Origin of the sequence: Amycolatopsis nivea, from assembly GCF_004522235.1 — a bacterium.
In the GTDB taxonomy this organism is placed as follows: domain Bacteria; phylum Actinomycetota; class Actinomycetes; order Mycobacteriales; family Pseudonocardiaceae; genus Amycolatopsis; species Amycolatopsis nivea.
Genome location: NZ_SDLT01000026.1, coordinates 1 through 15914, shown reverse-complemented (window position 1 = coordinate 15914; position 15914 = coordinate 1). Strand labels below are relative to the sequence as shown.

14 protein-coding genes are annotated in these 15914 nt (G+C 71.9%); 2 read left to right on the top strand and 12 right to left on the bottom strand.

Translation table 11 applies throughout. The features are described 5' to 3' along the window. Positions 1 to 26: 26 nt before the first annotated feature. The 12 genes from EIZ44_RS27175 to pafA all read right to left on the bottom strand — a co-directional run bounded on the left by EIZ44_RS27175 (position 27) and on the right by pafA (position 12611). Positions 27 to 419, bottom strand: coding sequence for a DUF4333 domain-containing protein (locus EIZ44_RS27175; protein ID WP_134731991.1), 393 nt, complete (start codon positions 417 to 419; stop codon positions 27 to 29). A gap of 37 nt (positions 420 to 456) precedes the next feature. Next, positions 457 to 1659, bottom strand: coding sequence for a GNAT family N-acetyltransferase (locus EIZ44_RS27170; protein ID WP_134731989.1), 1203 nt, complete (start codon positions 1657 to 1659; stop codon positions 457 to 459). A gap of 51 nt (positions 1660 to 1710) precedes the next feature. Continuing rightward, complete coding sequence (locus EIZ44_RS27165; protein ID WP_037806454.1) at positions 1711 to 2424, bottom strand: DUF4333 domain-containing protein; 714 nt, start codon at positions 2422 to 2424, stop codon at positions 1711 to 1713. 127 nt (positions 2425 to 2551) lie between these two features. Beyond that, positions 2552 to 5335, bottom strand: a complete 2784-nt coding sequence (locus EIZ44_RS27160; RefSeq protein WP_199817167.1) for a DEAD/DEAH box helicase — start codon at positions 5333 to 5335, stop codon at positions 2552 to 2554. 33 nt (positions 5336 to 5368) lie between these two features. Beyond that, positions 5369 to 6259 (bottom strand): diacylglycerol/lipid kinase family protein, encoded by an 891-nt coding sequence (locus EIZ44_RS27155; protein WP_134731987.1) that lies wholly within the window; start codon positions 6257 to 6259, stop codon positions 5369 to 5371. Positions 6260 to 6261: 2 nt separating this feature from the next. Continuing rightward, the gene (tatC, locus tag EIZ44_RS27150) at positions 6262 to 7236 is read right to left on the bottom strand and encodes a twin-arginine translocase subunit TatC (protein WP_037806456.1); all 975 of its coding nucleotides are present in this window, start codon (positions 7234 to 7236) and stop codon (positions 6262 to 6264) included. An 88-nt stretch (positions 7237 to 7324) separates the two neighbouring features. Next, complete coding sequence (tatA, locus tag EIZ44_RS27145; protein ID WP_037806457.1) at positions 7325 to 7639, bottom strand: Sec-independent protein translocase subunit TatA; 315 nt, start codon at positions 7637 to 7639, stop codon at positions 7325 to 7327. Between the two features lie 37 nt (positions 7640 to 7676). Next, positions 7677 to 7889 (bottom strand): bacteriophage holin, encoded by a 213-nt coding sequence (locus EIZ44_RS27140; protein ID WP_037806458.1) that lies wholly within the window; start codon positions 7887 to 7889, stop codon positions 7677 to 7679. 10 nt (positions 7890 to 7899) lie between these two features. Further along, positions 7900 to 8880, bottom strand: coding sequence for a helix-turn-helix transcriptional regulator (locus tag EIZ44_RS27135; RefSeq protein ID WP_134731985.1), 981 nt, complete (start codon positions 8878 to 8880; stop codon positions 7900 to 7902). Next, complete coding sequence (locus EIZ44_RS27130; protein ID WP_037806460.1) at positions 8877 to 9869, bottom strand: helix-turn-helix transcriptional regulator; 993 nt, start codon at positions 9867 to 9869, stop codon at positions 8877 to 8879. Before EIZ44_RS27130 ends, EIZ44_RS27135 begins: the two co-directional genes overlap by 4 nt. 156 nt (positions 9870 to 10025) lie before the next feature. Beyond that, positions 10026 to 11063: a WD40/YVTN/BNR-like repeat-containing protein gene (locus EIZ44_RS27125; RefSeq protein ID WP_134731983.1), complete on the bottom strand. Its 1038-nt coding sequence runs from the start codon at positions 11061 to 11063 to the stop codon at positions 10026 to 10028. Between the two features lie 189 nt (positions 11064 to 11252). Then, entirely contained in the window at positions 11253 to 12611 is a 1359-nt protein-coding gene (pafA, locus tag EIZ44_RS27120) for a Pup--protein ligase (RefSeq protein ID WP_037806466.1), read from the bottom strand. A gap of 205 nt (positions 12612 to 12816) precedes the next feature. Here pafA and EIZ44_RS27115 point away from each other — a divergent pair, with 205 nt between their 5' ends. Both EIZ44_RS27115 and EIZ44_RS27110 read left to right on the top strand, forming a co-directional pair. After that, a complete protein-coding gene (locus tag EIZ44_RS27115) occupies positions 12817 to 14256 on the top strand; it encodes a bifunctional phosphatase PAP2/diacylglycerol kinase family protein (protein WP_439098624.1) in 1440 nt (479 codons plus the stop codon). A gap of 285 nt (positions 14257 to 14541) precedes the next feature. Beyond that, positions 14542 to 15777, top strand: coding sequence for an alpha/beta hydrolase (locus EIZ44_RS27110; RefSeq protein WP_134731979.1), 1236 nt, complete (start codon positions 14542 to 14544; stop codon positions 15775 to 15777). Positions 15778 to 15914: the final 137 nt, after the last annotated feature.

The window sequence follows — 15914 nt, the reverse complement described above, 5'->3', positions numbered from 1 at the left end:
CGGCTATCGGATTTAACGCGGCGGAGTCACTGGGGCGGGTCGACGCGGTACTTGCCGTCCGCGCCGGTCACCGTGATGGGGACGTGTTTCGTCGTGCCCGCGATGTCCACAGTGCACTGGAAGCGCGAGCCGTCGGCGACGGGCTGCCGGTCCGGGCAGGACACCGCGCCGACGTTCGCGAGTTTGTAGTCGGTGGTGAGGAGCCGGGTGACGGCCGTGGCCATCACCCGGGAGTCGAACACGCGCATCGCCGAGGAAGAGCTGGGCGCCGCCGCCGAGGACGACGCGACGCCCGGCTCGGCGGGGCTGTCCGGCGTGACGGTGACGGTGCGGGCCGGGGGCGGGGGTGTGCCGCTGTCGCAGCCCGCGGCGGCGAGCATTCCCAGGCCGCACAACAACAGCACCCGCACGGCGCGCATCAAACCCGCTCCTCTGCGCGAAACGTCTGGTCAACGGTCAGAAGAACGTACCGCACCACACCGATTCGCGCGTGCCGAAGAGAACGTCGGCGGCTTCGGGCGCGGCCGGGTCGAGCACCTCGATCCGGCCGGTGTCCGCAAGCGCTGAGGCCCGCCACGTTCCGAAGTAGAGCATGGCGAGGGTGTCCGCGGAGAGCCGCAGCGCGGGTTCCGCGTCGGTGCGGGAGGCGCCGTCGGGTCCGACGAGGTAGCGGCCGTCGTTGGCGGGCAGCGACCGGTCGGCCACCTCGATGACGACGGGTTCGGCCGGTCCGTAGGTGCGGGCGGCGAGCGCGGCGGGCACGTCGACCAGCCGGAGCCAGCTCTCGTCGTCGATGCTTTCGGTTTTCGCCATTCGGGGGTCGGTGAACAGCAGCGCGTGCGGTTCGTCGAGCGGGCGCATCGGGAGCACGATCTCGTCGACCAGGTCGACCGAAAGCAGGAACCGCCACAGCCCGGCGAACGCGGCCGGGTTGGCGTAGCTGAACTCCACCACCTGCAGCTTGCCGTTGTCGTGCGCGGCGCCTTCTTCGACGTGGTAGATCACGTAGCCGTCGGTGCCGTCCTGGCCGCGGTGCACGGCGGTCTGGACGAGCTTCGCGCGGCGGCGCAGGTGCCCTTCGAACCCCGGCCAGTAGATCTCCGGCCGGGTCATAGCGCCGACGTGGCCGGTTGCGGTCGCGGCATAGAGTTCCGGCCATCGCGGGGCGGCCTCGTCGATGCCGAGCACGGTGACTTCTCCCCCGGCGGGCACGTCGGGGCGCAATTGCGCCCGGTGCTTCTTCACCACGACCTGGTTCGCGAGGGTCGTGACGCCGTAGCCGTAGCGGCCGTAGATCGCGCCCTCGGACGCGTGCAGCAGCGCGAGCGAAACGCCTCGTTCGGCGAGGTCGCCCAGTTGCGCGGCCTGCAGCGCGCTGAGCACGCCGCGGCGGGTGCGTCCGGCGCGGACTCCGACGCCGGTGACCGCGGCCAGCGGGAGCCGTTTTCCGCCGGGGACGACCATCTCCGATTCGAAGGCCCGGGCGGTGCCGACCAGGTCCGGTTCGAAGACGCCCCAGCTGCGTTCGGCCTCGTAGGCCGCGGAGACGCGGTCCCATTCCTCGTCGGTGCCGGGCTGGACGTGCAGCGCGGCCCGGAACAGGTCCCAGGCCGCGCGCTGCTCGTCGGGACGGAGGATGCGGACGGTGCGGTCGCTCATGCCCCGATCATTGCGGGAGCGGCGGCTTGCCCGCCACTGAATTGCGGGGCGTCACTTGGCCGCGGGCGGCGAGACCTCGTAGTTGCCGTCGTTGCCCTTGACCGTGATCGGGACCTGCTGGGGTTTGCCGTTGATGGTGGCGGTGCACTCGAATTTCGCGCCGTCCTCCACCTTCTGCTCGGCCGGGCAGGTGACCCCGCTGACGCCCTGGATCTTGTAGGTGTCAGTGAGCAGCTTCGCGACGTCGGTCTGCATCTGGTTGTTGTTGAAGACCTGGGTCTTGAAGAAGCCGGGCGCGACGAAGCCGAGGATCGCCACGACGGCCACCACGACGACGAGCGCGCCGATCCCGATGAACAGGCCCTTCTTCGACCCGCCGGAGGATTCCGGCGCGGCCCCGCCGGGCTGGCCGTAGTCGTACTGGCCGGGCTGCTGGCCGCCGTACTGCTGTTGCTGCTGCGGATCGCCGTAGGGCTGCTGCTGGCCGTAGGAGGGCGGCTGCTGCCCGTACTGCGGCGGCTGCTGTCCCCACTGGGGCTGCTGCGGCTGCTGTTGCTGCGGGTAGCCGCCGGGCTGCTGGCCGTAGTTCGGGTCCTGACCGTAGGGCTGCTGGCCGTACTGCTGGGGCGGGTACGGCTGCTGCTGCGGCCCGCTCTGCGGGTACGCGCCGCCCGGCTGCTGCCCGTAGCCGGGGTCCTGGCCGTAGGGCTGTTGCCCGTACTGGGGCTGCTGCCGCGGGTCGTTGCCGCCATACGGCGTGCTCATCGTTAGCCTCCGCCTTCGTCTGTCCGCATCCGCAGGCCGGGCCGCGGGTGTCGTGCGCGATCCAACCACAGGTCTGGACCTGGCACACGTGTCCGCGCGCAGTCGCTACCAAGGTGTGCCCTCGCGCTCACGCCGCGCCCGCCGCCACGACGCCGCGGCGCAATGCCCGGACCGCCTGTGCCGCCGCCGCGCCGACCGGGTCCTCCTTGCCGAGGACGTCGCGGACCTGGTCGAGCAGGTCGATGACCTGGCGGCACCAGCGGACGAAGTCGCCCGCGGACAGTTCCTGTCCGTTGGTCTCGGCCGCGGTGAGGACCTTCTCCAGGGATTCGCCGCGCGCCCAGCGGTAGACCGGCCACGCGAACCCGGCGTCGGGTTCGCGGGTGCGGTCGAGGCGGTGGCGGCGTTCGTCCTCGGTGAGTTCGACCCACAGCCTGCTGGTTTCCTGCCACGCGCCGGGGACCGCGCCGCCGGGCAGGCGGGGTTCGCCCGCGGTGTCGCGGCGGGCTTCGAACACGAGGGTGGACACGACGGCGGCGAGCTCGGCCGGGCCGAGGCCGTTCCAGACACCGTGCCGGATGCATTCGGCCGCGAGCAGGTCGGATTCGCTGTAGAGGCGGGTGAGGCGGCGGCCGTGTTCGGTGACGCGGTCCTCGCCGTCGCCGGGGCGGACGTAGCCGCGTTCGCCGAGCAGCCGCAGGATCCGGTCGAACGCGCGGGCCAGCGAGTGCGTGGTGGCCGCGACCTTCCGTTCGAGCTGTTCGGTTTCGGCCGACAGCCGCTGGTAGCGCTCGACCCAGCGGAGGTTGGCCTCGCGTTCGGCGAGGCCGTGGCACGGGTGGGCGCGCAGGGCGCGGCGCAGCGAGGCGAGTTCGGCGTCGTCGGCGGCCGCGGTGCGGCGGCGCTGGCGGCCGGGCAGCGCGATGCCGGCGTTGCGCAGCGACGAGGCGATGTCGCGGCGGGTCTTGGGCGAGCGCAGTTCGATGTGCTTGGGCAGCTTGATCCGGCCGAGCGCTTCGACCGGGGCCGGGAAGTCGGCGACCGACAGCGGCCCGGACCAGCGGTCCTCGGTGACGACGACCGGCCGGGGTTCGCGGATCGGGTCGAGGCCGGGGTCGACGACCACGGCGAGCCCGGCCCGGCGACCCGCCGGGACCGGGATGACGTCGCCCTTGCGCAGTTTCTCCAGCGATTGGGCGGTCTCGGCGCGGCGGGAGGAGGTGTTCTGCCGCGACAGGGTCTTCTCGCGCGCGGAGATCTGCGCCCGGAGTTCGACGTACTCGAGCATCTGGTCGAAGTCGCCGGAGATCGCGGCCGTGTAGCCCTTGAGGGCTTCCTTGTTGCGTTCGATCCGCCGTGCGGTGCCGACGACCGACCGGTCGGCCTGGAACTGCGCGAACGACTGTTCCAGCAGGTCGCGGGCGGCGTCCGCGCCGACCTGGGCGACGAGGTTGACCGCCATGTTGTAGCCGGGGCGGAACGACGAGCGCAGCGGGTACGTGCGGGTGGACGCGAGACCGGCGACGGCCTTCGGGTCGACGCCGGGCTGCCAGGCGACGACGGCGTGGCCTTCGATGTCGATGCCGCGACGGCCGGCGCGGCCGGTGAGCTGGGTGTATTCGCCCGGGGTGAGGTCGACGTGCGCCTCGCCGTTGTATTTCACGAGCCGTTCGAGCACGACGGTGCGGGCGGGCATGTTGATGCCGAGCGCGAGGGTTTCGGTCGCGAACACGACCTTGACCAGGCCGCGGACGAACAGTTCCTCGACGGTTTCCTTGAACGCGGGCAGCAGCCCGGCGTGGTGGCCCGCGAAGCCGCGCTCCAGCGCCTCGCGCCATTCCCAGTAGCCGAGGACGCCGAGGTCGCCCTCGGGCAGCTCAGCGGTGCGCTCGTCGACGATCCGGCGGATCTCCTCGACCTGTTCGGGGCCGTTGAGCCGCAGGCCGGAGCGGACGCACTGGGCGACCGCCGCGTCGCAGCCGGCGCGGGAGAAGATGAACACGATCGCGGGCAGCAGCCCGGCGTGGTCGAGCCGTTCGACCACGTCGACGCGTGACGGCGGCCGGAACCTCGGCCCGCGCGGCGGTCCTCCGCGGCGGCCTCCGCGCGGGCCGCGGAAGTTGGGGGCGAAGCGGCCCATGTCGTCGGTTTTGCGCAGCAGCGTGGGGTTGATCCGCAGCTGCTCCCCCGGGTCGGCCTCGTTCTGGCCGGCGAACAGGTCGAGCAGCTGGTTGCCGACGAGCATGTGCTGCCACAGCGGGACCGGGCGGTGCTCGTCGACGACGACGGTGGTGTCGCCGCGGACCTCGACGAGCCATTCGCCGAATTCCTCGGCGTTGCTGACGGTGGCGGACAGCCCGACGACGCGGACGTGCTCGGGCAGGTGGAGGATCACTTCCTCCCAGACCGCGCCGCGGAAGCGGTCGGCGAGGTAGTGGACCTCGTCCATGACGACGTAGCCGAGTTCGGGGATGGCGGAGCTGCCCGCGTAGAGCATGTTGCGCAGCACCTCGGTGGTCATGACGACCACCTGGGCGTTCCCGTTGATCGAGGTGTCGCCGGTGAGCAGGCCGACGGCGTCGTTGCCGTAGCGTTCGACGAGGTCGGCGTACTTCTGGTTGGACAGCGCCTTGATCGGGGTGGTGTAGAAGCATTTGCGGCCCTCGGCGAGGGCGAGGTGGACGGCGAACTCGCCGACCACGGTCTTGCCCGCCCCGGTGGGGGCGCAGACCAGGACGCCGTGGCCCTCTTCGAGCGCTTCGCAGCCGCGGATCTGGAAATCGTCGAATTCGAAGGCCGATTCGGCGGAAAACCGGGTCAGCTGGGGGTGCTTGGCGCGGCGACGGGAGGCAGCGTAGGCCTCGGCCGGCGATGGTGAAGGGCTAGTGGCCACCCCGTCAGGGTTCCACATGCCCCCGACATTCCGCACGCGGCGTGCCGCCGGTCACCGCGGGGGCGCGACGACCGTGAGCGCGGAGGGCACGCAGGTCGCTTCGACCGGCGCCTGGCCTTGGTCTTCGCCGTCGGCGTAGACCGGCCAGCCGGGTGCTTCGATGCGCAGCGTGCGGGTGCGGAAGGTTTCGACGCTGGGCTTGTGCACGTGTTCGCCGGTGCGCAGCTGCGGCAGCATCCGGAGCAGGCGGGCGCGGCCGGGGGCGCCGATGACGGTGACGTCGAAGAGGCCGTCGCCGGGGTCGGCGTCCGGGCAGATCGGGATGCCGCCGCCGTAGAACGGGGTGTTGCCGACGGCGATCAGGCTCGTGTCCCCGGAGAAGGTGCCTTCGTCGGTGTGCACGACGATCGGGCTGGGCTTGAACGCGGCGAGTTCGGCGAGGATCGCGAGGTCGTAGCGGCGGGGTCCGGCGGGCCAGCGCATCGCGTTCGCGCGGGCGTTGACGGCGGCGTCGAATCCGGCGCACAGCACGGTGGCGAACCAGGTGTCGCCGACGCGGCCGAGGTCGACGCTGCGGCGGTGCCCGGCCTGCAGGGCTTTGGCGAGGGCGTCGGTGGCGGCGCGCGGGTCGGCCGGGACGCCGAGGGCGCGGGCGAAGTCGTTGCCGGTGCCGGAGGGGACGAGGCCGAGCGCGACGCCGTGGTCGGCGCAGAACTGGACGCCCTGGTGGGCCGCTCCGTCGCCGCCGAGGACGATCAGCACGTCGAGGCCTTCGGCGTGCGAGGACCGCATGAGCGCGCGGGATTCCTCGACGCTGGTGGCGGTGAGGAGGTCGAGCCGGTCGACGGCGGGCCGGAGCCGTGCCGCGACCGCTTCGGCGAGGCGGGCCGCGGCGCCGCGGCCGGAGGCCGGGTGCACGGCCAGTGCTGCGTTCAGGCCCACGGTCAGGTGATGTCGTCGGTCGAGCCGGAGCGGCCGGACGCCGGTTTCTGCGCGGCCGGTTCCTCGCCGTCGGCGGTGCTCGGCGTGTAGTGGAACGGCGCGGCCTCGTCGTCGGCGAGCTGGTCCCAGCCCTCGTCCTGGCGGACGCGGTCAAGCTTGCGGTCGTGGAAGCGGGCGATCTGGATCGAGATCTCGAACAGCAGGGTGAGCGCGGCGGCGAGGCCGAGCATCGAGAACGGGTCCGAGCCGGGGGTGGCGAACGCGGCGAAGACGAACAGCGCGAACACGATGCCGCGGCGCCACTTCTTGAGCTGCTGGTACTTGAGCACGCCGACGCGGTTGAGCATCACGACGAGCAGCGGCAGTTCGAAGCTGACGCCGAAGATCACCAGCAGCGAGAGGATGAACGAGATGTACTTGTCGCCGGTGAGGGCGGTGACGAACTGGTCCTGGCCGAACCCGGCGAGCAGCGCGAGGGCGTGCGGGACGAGCAGGTAGGCCAGTACCGCGCCGGCGGCGAAGAGCACGGAGGCGAAGCCGACGAAGGTGAGCGCGTACTTGCGTTCCTTGGCGTAGAGGCCGGGGGCGATGAACGCCCACAGCTGGTACAGCCAGGCCGGGGACAGCAGGACCGCGCCCGCGGCGACGCCGACTTTCAGGCGGAGCATGAAGACTTCGAACGGGACCGTCTGCAGCAGGCGGCAGCCGGTTTCGCCGCCGAACCGCTGTTCCTTCGGGATGGCGCAGTACGGGTGCGTCATGATGTCGCCGAGCGACGGGATCGGCCCGAACCGCTGGCCGAACCAGATGAACCCGAAGATCGCGCCGATGACGACGAAAACGACCGCCCAGCCGAGGCGGCGGCGGAACTCGTAGATGTGCTCGATGAGCGTCATCGTGCCGTCGGGGTTTTTCCGACGGCTGCGCCGGCTCCGCTTGCTGGACCGGCTGCCGTTGCCGTTGGCGGCTTCCGCCACTGGTCGTTCCGTTCTCGTCAGAGCCCGCCGGGGCGCGCCGCACCGGCGCGCCGCCGTGGACCGGGGACCGGGTGGTGCGCGCGGAGGGTCAGCTCGCGTTCTTCTGCGGCTGGTCGGCCGATGCCGCCTGCTGCTTCTTCAGTTCGTCGAGCTGGCGCTGGAGGTCGGCGACCTGCTTGTCCTGCGCGGTCTGCGCGGGCGCGGGAGGGGCGATGTGCCGGGTGTCGGCGGGCTCGGCCTCGGCTTCGGCCTTCTGTTCGCCGGTCAGGTCCTTGGTCTCGGCCTTGAAGATCTTCATGGACTTGCCGATGGACCGGGCCGCGTCCGGGAGCCGCTTCGCTCCGAACAGCAGAACCACCACGAGCACCAGAACGATGATGTGCCACGGCTGCAGCGCGTTCATGGTCGTCTGCCCTCCTTGTCTGGGGTCTGTGCTGATGTTACTTGTTGCCGGTCGCCGGGCGGCGTTCGGCCACGGCCACACGGAGTGCCGCGGACCGGGCCCGGAGGAGTCCGGTCCGGTCGTGGGTGTCCGCACTGACCATGCTCATGGTGCGGCGGAAGCGGCGCAAGACTCCGGCGGTCCGTACCAGCAGCAGGGCCAGGACGAGCAGGCCGGCCGCGAGCAGCACATAGACGGGCAGGTACGGCACTGAAACCACCTTATCGGTCGGAGATGGACATGAGGTGACGGGCACGCGCCACCGCGTCGGCGGCCCGGCGACCGACAGCCTCGGCGAGTGTGGCGGGGCTCTCCACCTGGGCTTCCCCGCCGAGGCTGAGCACGAGGCGGACCATCCAGGGCTCGTCGCTGTAGCGCATCGCGATGCGCAGCCGCCCGCCGTCGAGCTCGTCGAGTTCCTCGCACGGGTAGTACTCGGCGACCCAGCGCGCGTCGGGGTCGAGCACGAGATGGGCGACCCGCTGATCGGGACGGGCGGAGAAGACCCCGTCGGACAGGTCGGTGGGCCGCGCGTGGGCGGGCGGAGCTGCGGGTTCGTCCAATACGGTGAGCGCGTCCACCCGATCGAGGCGGAAGAGCCGGACGCCTTCGACCCGGCGGCACCACGCTTCGAGGTAGCCGACGCCTTGGACGATGACGAGCCGCATCGGGTCGACGGTGCGTTCGGTGATCTGGTCGCGCGAGGCGGTGTAGTAGCGCATCCGCAGCGCGCGGCCGTCCTGCAGGGCGCCGGAGACGGTCTCGCGGGTGCGGGCGGCGCGGGCTCCTTCGCGCACTCCTCCCCCGACGACGACTCCGGCCGGGCGGGCCTGCCCGGCGGCGTCCTCGATCTTGGCGATGGCGCGGCGGACCGCGTCGCCGTCGGCCACGCCCGGGGTTTCGGCGAGCGCGCGGAGCGCGACCAGCAGCGCGGTGGCCTCGCCGCCGGTGAGGCGCAGCGGGCGGCTCATCCCGGCGTCGTGGGTGACGACGATGGTGTCGCCTTCGAAAGACAGGTCGATGAGGTCGCCGGGGCCGTAGCCGGGCAGGCCGCACATCCACAGCAGTTCGAGGTCTTTGCGCAGCTGGCGCGGGGTGACGTCGAAGTCCTGCGCGGCCTCGTCGATCCGGATGCCGGGGCGGGCCAGCAGGTAGGGCACGAGCGCGAGGAGTCTCGGCATGCGTTCGCCGGAGGCGCTCATCGGGCGCTCCCCTGCCCGGTGCGGGCGAGCACGGCCTCGAGCCGGTGCTGCACGGATTTGGCGAGCACGTCCGGTTCGAGGACGAGCACGTCCGGGCCTTGCGCGGCGATCCAGTCGGCGGCCGATTCCGGGAAGTACAGGCCGATCTCGATGACGTCGCCTTCCTCGCCCGCGACGGTTTCGCGGCCGACGATGTCGCCGCGGCGGCGGACTCCGGCGGCGCGGCCGTCGGCGACCCACAGCCGGGCGGTCGTGACCGGGGCCGGGTCTTCGCTGCCGCCGGTCACCGACACGAGCTGCATGAGGTTGACGCCCTCGGGGCGCGCGACCGCGCCCGGTTTCCCGATCGCGGCGACCTTTCCGGTGACGCGGGAGAGCCGGAAGCAGCGGGGCGCGTCGCGGTCGCGGTCGTGCCCGACGACGTACCAGCGGGCGCGCCAGGACACGACGCCCCACGGTTCGAGCGTGCGGATGCGGCGTTCGGGCGAGCCGCTGCGCCGGTACTCGAACCGGACCGCCTGCCCGGCCTGGACGGCGGCGAGCATCGGCGCGAACGCCGGTTCCGCGCGCACCCGCGGTTCGATCACGGTCGGGGCCTGGTCGTCGACCTCGACGCCGGCCGCGCGCAGTTTCACCAGCGCGCCCTGGGCCTGTCCGGTGAGCTCGGGCGAATCCCAGAGCCGGACGGCGAGCCCGACCGCCGCGGCCTCGTCCGGCGCGAGGTCGATCTCGCCGAGTTCGTAGTCGCGGCGCGCGATGCGGTAGCCCTCGACCGGGTCGAAGACGGAGTTGCGGCCGGTTTCGAGCGGGATGCCGAGTTCGCGCAGTTCGGTCTTGTCCCGCTCGAAGGTGCGGAAGAAGGCGTCGTCGCTGGCCGCGTCGGCGTACCCGGGCACGATCCCGCGGATCCGCTCCGCGGTCAGGTACTGCCGGGTGGAGAGCAGGGCCAGCACGAGGTTGACCAGCCGTTCGGCGCGTGCGGTGGACACCAGACGACTCTAGCTCTCCCGGCCGCGCGCGATCGTCAGGTCCAGCCCTCGCGCGTCGCGCCTGGTCAGCCCGCGTGCGACCGAACGGACCCGCCGTGCGCGTCCCGTCACGCACCGCCGTTCCGGGCGGCTTCCCTGCCCGGAACGGGTTCCCTCTTACGGAACCAGCTTCGCGACGCGGCCCTTGGCTCCGCTGGCCCAGCACGCGCCGGACCACGTGCAGTCGACGGTGTCGAAACTGCCGCTGTCGAAGGAGGTCCAGTGCCGTCCCCCGTCGCGGCTCAGATCGCTCCCGCCCGGCCCGACGGCCAGCACCGTGCCGCCGCGCCAGGCGAGCCCGGAACGGTAACCGGCGGGATGCTCCGGCGGCGTGCGCCAGTTGCTTCCTCGATCATGGCTGAGCGCGACCGCCGGACCGGGCGCGGTCGGGTTCGCGTAGTCGCCGCCGATCGCGACGCCTTGCCACGGCGTACGGAACGCCACCGCGAACACTCCGGCCGACGCGCTGCTGGGCAACGGGGTTTCAGCCGCGGTCCAGTGCCGCCCGCCGTCTCCGGAGTGCAGGACGCGGGCGTGCGCACCCCCGCCGGTGGCGAGCCAGGCGTCGAACGGTCCGGACGTGGTGATGCACTGGCCGCTGGCGGCGAATCCGGCTTCGCCGGGTTCGGCGGGCGGGAACGCGTCGTCGGGGATCTGCTTCCAGCTGCGGCCGCCGTCGAAGGTGGCCTGGACGCGGAACTTCCCGTCGACCGGGTCGCTCATCGCGAGGCCGCGCCACGGGTCGAAGAAGGCGAGGCAGTCGTAGAAGGCGGCGGAATCGGGATTGCTGAACGTCTGCCGCCAGTGCTTCCCGGCGTCGTCGGTGCGGTAGATCCGGGAATCCGCACCGGACCCGATCGACAGCACGACGGCGTGGTCGGCGTCGAAGGCCTCGATGTCGCGGAACTCGAGCTTCCCGGTGTCCGGCGGGCCGACCGGCCGCCAGCTGTGCCCGCCGTCGACCGTCCGCAGCACGGTGCCCTGGGTCCCGCTGACCCACGCCACCCGCTCGCTCACCGCGGACAGCCCGCGGAATTGCGCGGCGGTGCCGGTGGGCAGCAGCCGCCACGACGGCAGCGAAGAGGCCGCGGCGACTCCGCCCAGGGACACCGACAGCACCGCTATGAGGACGAGGACTCTCCGGAACGCACGCATGCGGAGATCCTGCCGCACTCGGGTGACAACTTTCGTCGGTTTATGCGCGCGCAGCAACGTTTTCCCGCGCCCGGACCGCTCGCGCAACCCCGACGCGGGAACGCCGAGGGAGGTTCGTGAGGGGCCCTGACGGAATCTGATTCCGTCAGGGCCCCTCGCGACCATTGAGCCGGTGTTCCGGCGCGGAAATTACAGCGAGCCGATCAGCCGTTCCACGCGCTCGTCGACCGACCGGAACGGGTCCTTGCACAGCACGGTCCGCTGCGCCTGGTCGTTCAGCTTCAGGTGCACCCAGTCGACGGTGAAGTCCCGTCCGGCCGCCTGGGCCGCCGCGATGAAGTCGCCGCGGAGTTTCGCCCGGGTGGTCTGCGGCGGGGTGTCCTTGGCCGCCTCGATCTCGCCGTCGTCGGTGACGCGCCGGACGAGTCCCTTGCGCTGCAGCAGGTCGAAGATGCCCCGGCCGCGGCGGATGTCGTGGTAGGCGAGGTCGAGCTGGGCCACGCGCGGGCTGGACAGGTCCAGGTCGTGCTTGGCCCGGTAGCGCTCGACCAGGCGGTGCTTGATCGCCCAGTCGATCTCGGTGTCGATCTTGCTGAAGTCCTGCTCCTCGACCGCCTCGAGCGCGCGGCCCCACAGCTCCACCACGCGTTCGTTGGCGGGCGTGGACCCGTTCTCCTTCAGGTGCTGGACGGCGCGGGCGTGGTACTCCCGCTGGATGTCCAGCGCGGACGCCTCGCGCCCGCCGGCGAGGCGGACCTGGCGGCGTCCGGTGAGGTCGTGGCTGATCTCCCGGATCGCGCGGATCGGGTTGTCGAGGGTGAAGTCGCGGAACTGGACCCCGGCCTCGATCATCTCGAGCACGAGGTGCGCCGACCCGACCTTCAGCATCGTCGTCGGCTCGGCCATGTTGGAGTCGCCGACGATGACGTGCAGGCGCCGGTAGCGCTCGGCGTCGGCGTGCGGTTCGTCGCGGGTGTTGATGATCGGCCGGGACCGGGTGGTGGCGCTGGAGACGCCCTCCCAGATGTGCTCGGCGCGCTGGGAGAGGCAGTACACCGCGCCGCGCGGGGTCTGCAGCACCTTGCCCGCGCCGCAGATGAGCTGGCGGGTGACGAGGAAGGGCAGCAGCACGTCGGCGATCCGGGAGAACTCCCCGGCACGGGTCACCAGGTAGTTCTCGTGGCAGCCGTAGGAGTTGCCCGCGGAGTCGGTGTTGTTCTTGAACAGGAAGATGTCGCCGCCGATGCCCTCGTCGGCCAGCCTGCGCTCGGCGTCCACGAGGAGGTCCTCGAGGATCCGCTCGCCTGCCTTGTCGTGCGTGACGAGCTGGGTCAGGTCGTCGCACTCCGCTGTCGCGTACTCCGGGTGCGAGCCCACGTCGAGGTAGAGCCTGGAGCCGTTGGACAGGAACACGTTGGACGAGCGTCCCCACGAGACGACCCGCCGGAAGAGGTAGCGCGCGACCTCGTCGGGCGAGAGCCTGCGCTGGCCGTGAAAGGTGCACGTGACCCCGAACTCGGTCTCGATGCCAAAGATCCGCCGCTGCATCCCACCAGAGTAGGCGCTGGACCCCCGCGGAAGGTGCGCCGTTCGGGCGGCGACACGCGGTCGGTACGTTGCAAGTGGTGACATTGCGGCGGAAACCGGTCGCCGGGACCGGTGGGCGATCCGGCGCGGCCAGCGGAGGTGGACGAGAGTGTTCCAGCAGGTCGGCCGGGCGTTCCGGCAGGTAGGGCGGAGGGATCGGGCCCTGATGAGGCGCAGTGCGGCGCTCCCCCGCACCCGGGCGGACGACATCGTGACCGCGTTGTCCCGAAGTGCGGACAAATCGCGGCTCTGGTGGGGCGTGGCGGCCGTGCTGGCGGTCCGGAAGGGCCCGGCGCGCCGCGGCGCGCTGCGCGGGATCGCCGCCATCGCGGGGGCGAGCGCGGCGGCGAACCTGGTCGCGAAGCCGTTGTTCCCGCGCCGCCGTCCGGCCGAGGAAGAGGTTCCGGCGCACCGTCAGCTGCGGAAACGGCCGACGTCGTCGTCGTTCCCGTCCGGGCATTCGGCTTCCGCCGCCGCGTTCGCGACCGCGGTCGCGATGGAGTCGCCGCGGGCCGGGCTGGCGATCGTGCCGCTCGCCGGCGCGGTCGCCTACTCGCGGGTGCACACCGGCGTGCACTGGCCGAGCGACGTCGCCGCGGGGCTCGCGATCGGGACCGGGATCGCCGTGCTGACCCGGCACTGGTGGCCGCTGCACCCGGATGTCCGCGCCCGCACCGCGCACGCGGCGGAAGCGCCGGAGATGCGCGACGGCGAGGACATGCTGGCGCTGGTCAACCCGCATTCGGGCGTCAACGGCCAGGACCCGACGGAGGACGTCCGCTACGCGTGGCCGAAGGCGTCGCTGATTTACCCGGACCCGTCGCGGGATCTGCGCGAGCAGCTCGCCGACGAGATCGAAGCGCACGGTTCGGTCCGCGCGCTCGGCGTGGCGGGCGGGGACGGCACGGTCGCGGCCGTGGCGTCGGTCGCCGCCGAACGCGGGCTGCCGCTGGCGCTCATCCCGGCCGGGACGCTCAACCACTTCGCCCGCGACGTCGGGGTCCGGTCGATGCCGGACGCGGACGAGGCGACCGAGGGCGGGCACGCGGTCGGCATCGACCTGGCCGAGGTCGAGATCGACGGCTCCGGCGAGGCCGGGCACCGCTGGTTCGTCAACACCGCGAGCCTCGGCGGGTATCCGGAAATGGTGCGGCTGCGGGAAAAGCTGCAGACCCGGTTCCCGAAGTGGCCGTCCGCGGCGATCGCGCTGGTACGGGCGATGCGGCGGGCGAAACCGCTGCGGGTGCAGCTGAACGGGAAGCCGACGCAGGTGTGGCTGATCTTCGTCGGCAACGGCACGTACGCGCCGAAGGGGTTCGCGCCGTCGCGGCGCCCGGCGCTCGACACCGGCCTGCTCGACGTCCGGTACGTGCGGGCGGACGTGCGCTGGTCGCGGATCCGGTTCGTGGCCGCGAGCCTCACCAACAGCCTGCACGCGAGCCACGTCTACCGGCAGCGGGACCTGCCGGAGCTGCACGTGCGGCTGCTCGACGGGAACCGCCGGGTCGCCACCGACGGGGAGGTCGGGCCGCTCGGGCGGGAGTTCCGGTTCCGGTCGCGGCCGAGCGCGCTGACCGTCTACCGGAATCCGGACAGCGACGCCTGACCGCGCGATGCCCTAAGGTCCCTTCGCCGGCGTTCGGCCGGGCACCGTGTTCTTCGCCGCAGTGCCCGGCCGGCCCCGCGCTGACCTGCGCTTTTGCCGTCGGCTCGCCGCACTGGGGGCGGGTCTTGATCGTTTCTTTACCTTTTCTCAACGAATCCACAGCGAGCCCTCAATAGCGTGATCTTCGAGGTGCGGACTGCCCTGTCCGCACCAGTTCACGGCAGGGGTCTTCTCAGTGCGTTTTTCCTCCCGCGGTCGCAGCTGCCCGTCTCCGGCAGGCCGCGGATGACCCAGCTGCTCCCGCAGGCTGTCGACCCGGTCCTGCCCCCGTCGGTCACGTCGCAGGCGCGCGACCTCGGGCCGCTCGAATCCCCCTTGCTGTGGCTGGCGTTCGCCGGGGCCGCCGCGGCGGTCCTCGCCGTCACCGTCGCGCTCGCGCACCGCCGCCGCGTGCGCCGCTGGGGCGTCAGCGGGTCGATCGCGCTGTTCCTGATCGCCGCGGTCACCGCGGTGAACAGCTACGTCGGCTACGTCCGCACGCCCAGCGACCTCGGCAGGCTGCTGCAGCGCGGTTCCGGAGCGATGAACGTCGCGGGCACCCTGCTGCGCAGCACCAGCGACGATCCGGCCGAGGATTCGGACCCCAGCACGCCGGACAGCTCCACCGGCGGGAGCAGCGGCAGCTCCCCCGCCGCCGGCCGCCCGGCGGCTCCGGCGAACGCCAACGGCAGCACCGAGGTCCTCAACGTCCCCGACCCGGCGCACGGCGTGCAGAACGGCGAGAACTACGTCATCCTGCCGGCCGGCTACCACGATCCGGCGAACGCGGCCAAGCGCTACCCGGTCGTCTACCTGATCCACGGCTACCCCTACGGCGGGCCGCGCGACTGGCTCACCTCAGGCTCTGCGCCGCAGACGCTGAAAAGCCTCGAAGACGCCAACGTGATCCAGCCGATGATCATCGTGAGCGTCGACCTCACCGCCAACCGGCCGAGCACCGACTGGGAATGCCTCAACGTCCCGGGCGGACCGCAGCTGGAGACGTACCTCGCCAGCAGCATCGTCCCGTCGGTCGACCAGCACTACCGCACCTTCGCCGACCGCGGCCACCGCGCGCTCGGCGGCATGTCCGGCGGCGGCTTCGGCGCGCTCAACATCGGGCTGCACCACCTCGACGAGTTCGGCACGCTGCTGATCTCGCTGCCGTACGACGACCTGAACGACTCGGTCGGCGTCCTCGGCGGCAACCAGGCGGCGATCGCGGCGAACACCCCGCGCCGCTACATCCCGACGATGCCGTTCCCGCAGAAGGTCGCCGTGATGCTGACCGTCGGCACCGGTGCGCCGACCGACGTCGCGACCGCGCACCGCATCGCCGGGTCGCTGGAACGGCGGGGCCAGGAGGTCGTGGTGCACGCCGAGCGCGGGTTCAACCACACCTGGCACACCGCCCGCGCGACGCTCCCGTACATGCTCGCCTTCGCCGATCAGAACTTCCGCACCGCGCCTGCCGCCTCCTGAGCGGATTGTCCGGAAAAATGTCTTCCGGGCGCTGTCCATCCGGGCGGGCGCCGTTCGTGGTGAGGTCAGTGCGGCACTCCGGCCGCGCTGACCGACGAAGGAGCTTCTCAATGAAGTTGTCAAGCCGCCGCGGTGAC

What these genes read in the sequence shown, in the direction of transcription:
- EIZ44_RS27175 (WP_134731991.1), bottom strand. Translation starts at nt 419, where the DNA reads ATGCGCGCCGTGCGGGTGCTGTTGTTGTGCGGCCTGGGAATGCTCGCC.
- EIZ44_RS27170 (WP_134731989.1), bottom strand. Translation starts at nt 1,659, where the DNA reads ATGAGCGACCGCACCGTCCGCATCCTCCGTCCCGACGAGCAGCGCGCG.
- EIZ44_RS27165 (WP_037806454.1), bottom strand. Translation starts at nt 2,424, where the DNA reads ATGAGCACGCCGTATGGCGGCAACGACCCGCGGCAGCAGCCCCAGTAC.
- EIZ44_RS27160 (WP_199817167.1), bottom strand. Translation starts at nt 5,335, where the DNA reads ATGTGGAACCCTGACGGGGTGGCCACTAGCCCTTCACCATCGCCGGCC.
- tatA (WP_037806457.1), bottom strand. Translation starts at nt 7,639, where the DNA reads ATGAACGCGCTGCAGCCGTGGCACATCATCGTTCTGGTGCTCGTGGTG.
- EIZ44_RS27135 (WP_134731985.1), bottom strand. Translation starts at nt 8,880, where the DNA reads ATGAGCGCCTCCGGCGAACGCATGCCGAGACTCCTCGCGCTCGTGCCC.
- EIZ44_RS27125 (WP_134731983.1), bottom strand. Translation starts at nt 11,063, where the DNA reads ATGCGTGCGTTCCGGAGAGTCCTCGTCCTCATAGCGGTGCTGTCGGTG.
- pafA (WP_037806466.1), bottom strand. Translation starts at nt 12,611, where the DNA reads ATGCAGCGGCGGATCTTTGGCATCGAGACCGAGTTCGGGGTCACGTGC.
- EIZ44_RS27115 (WP_439098624.1), top strand. Translation starts at nt 12,817, where the DNA reads ATGAGGCGCAGTGCGGCGCTCCCCCGCACCCGGGCGGACGACATCGTG.
- EIZ44_RS27110 (WP_134731979.1), top strand. Translation starts at nt 14,542, where the DNA reads ATGACCCAGCTGCTCCCGCAGGCTGTCGACCCGGTCCTGCCCCCGTCG.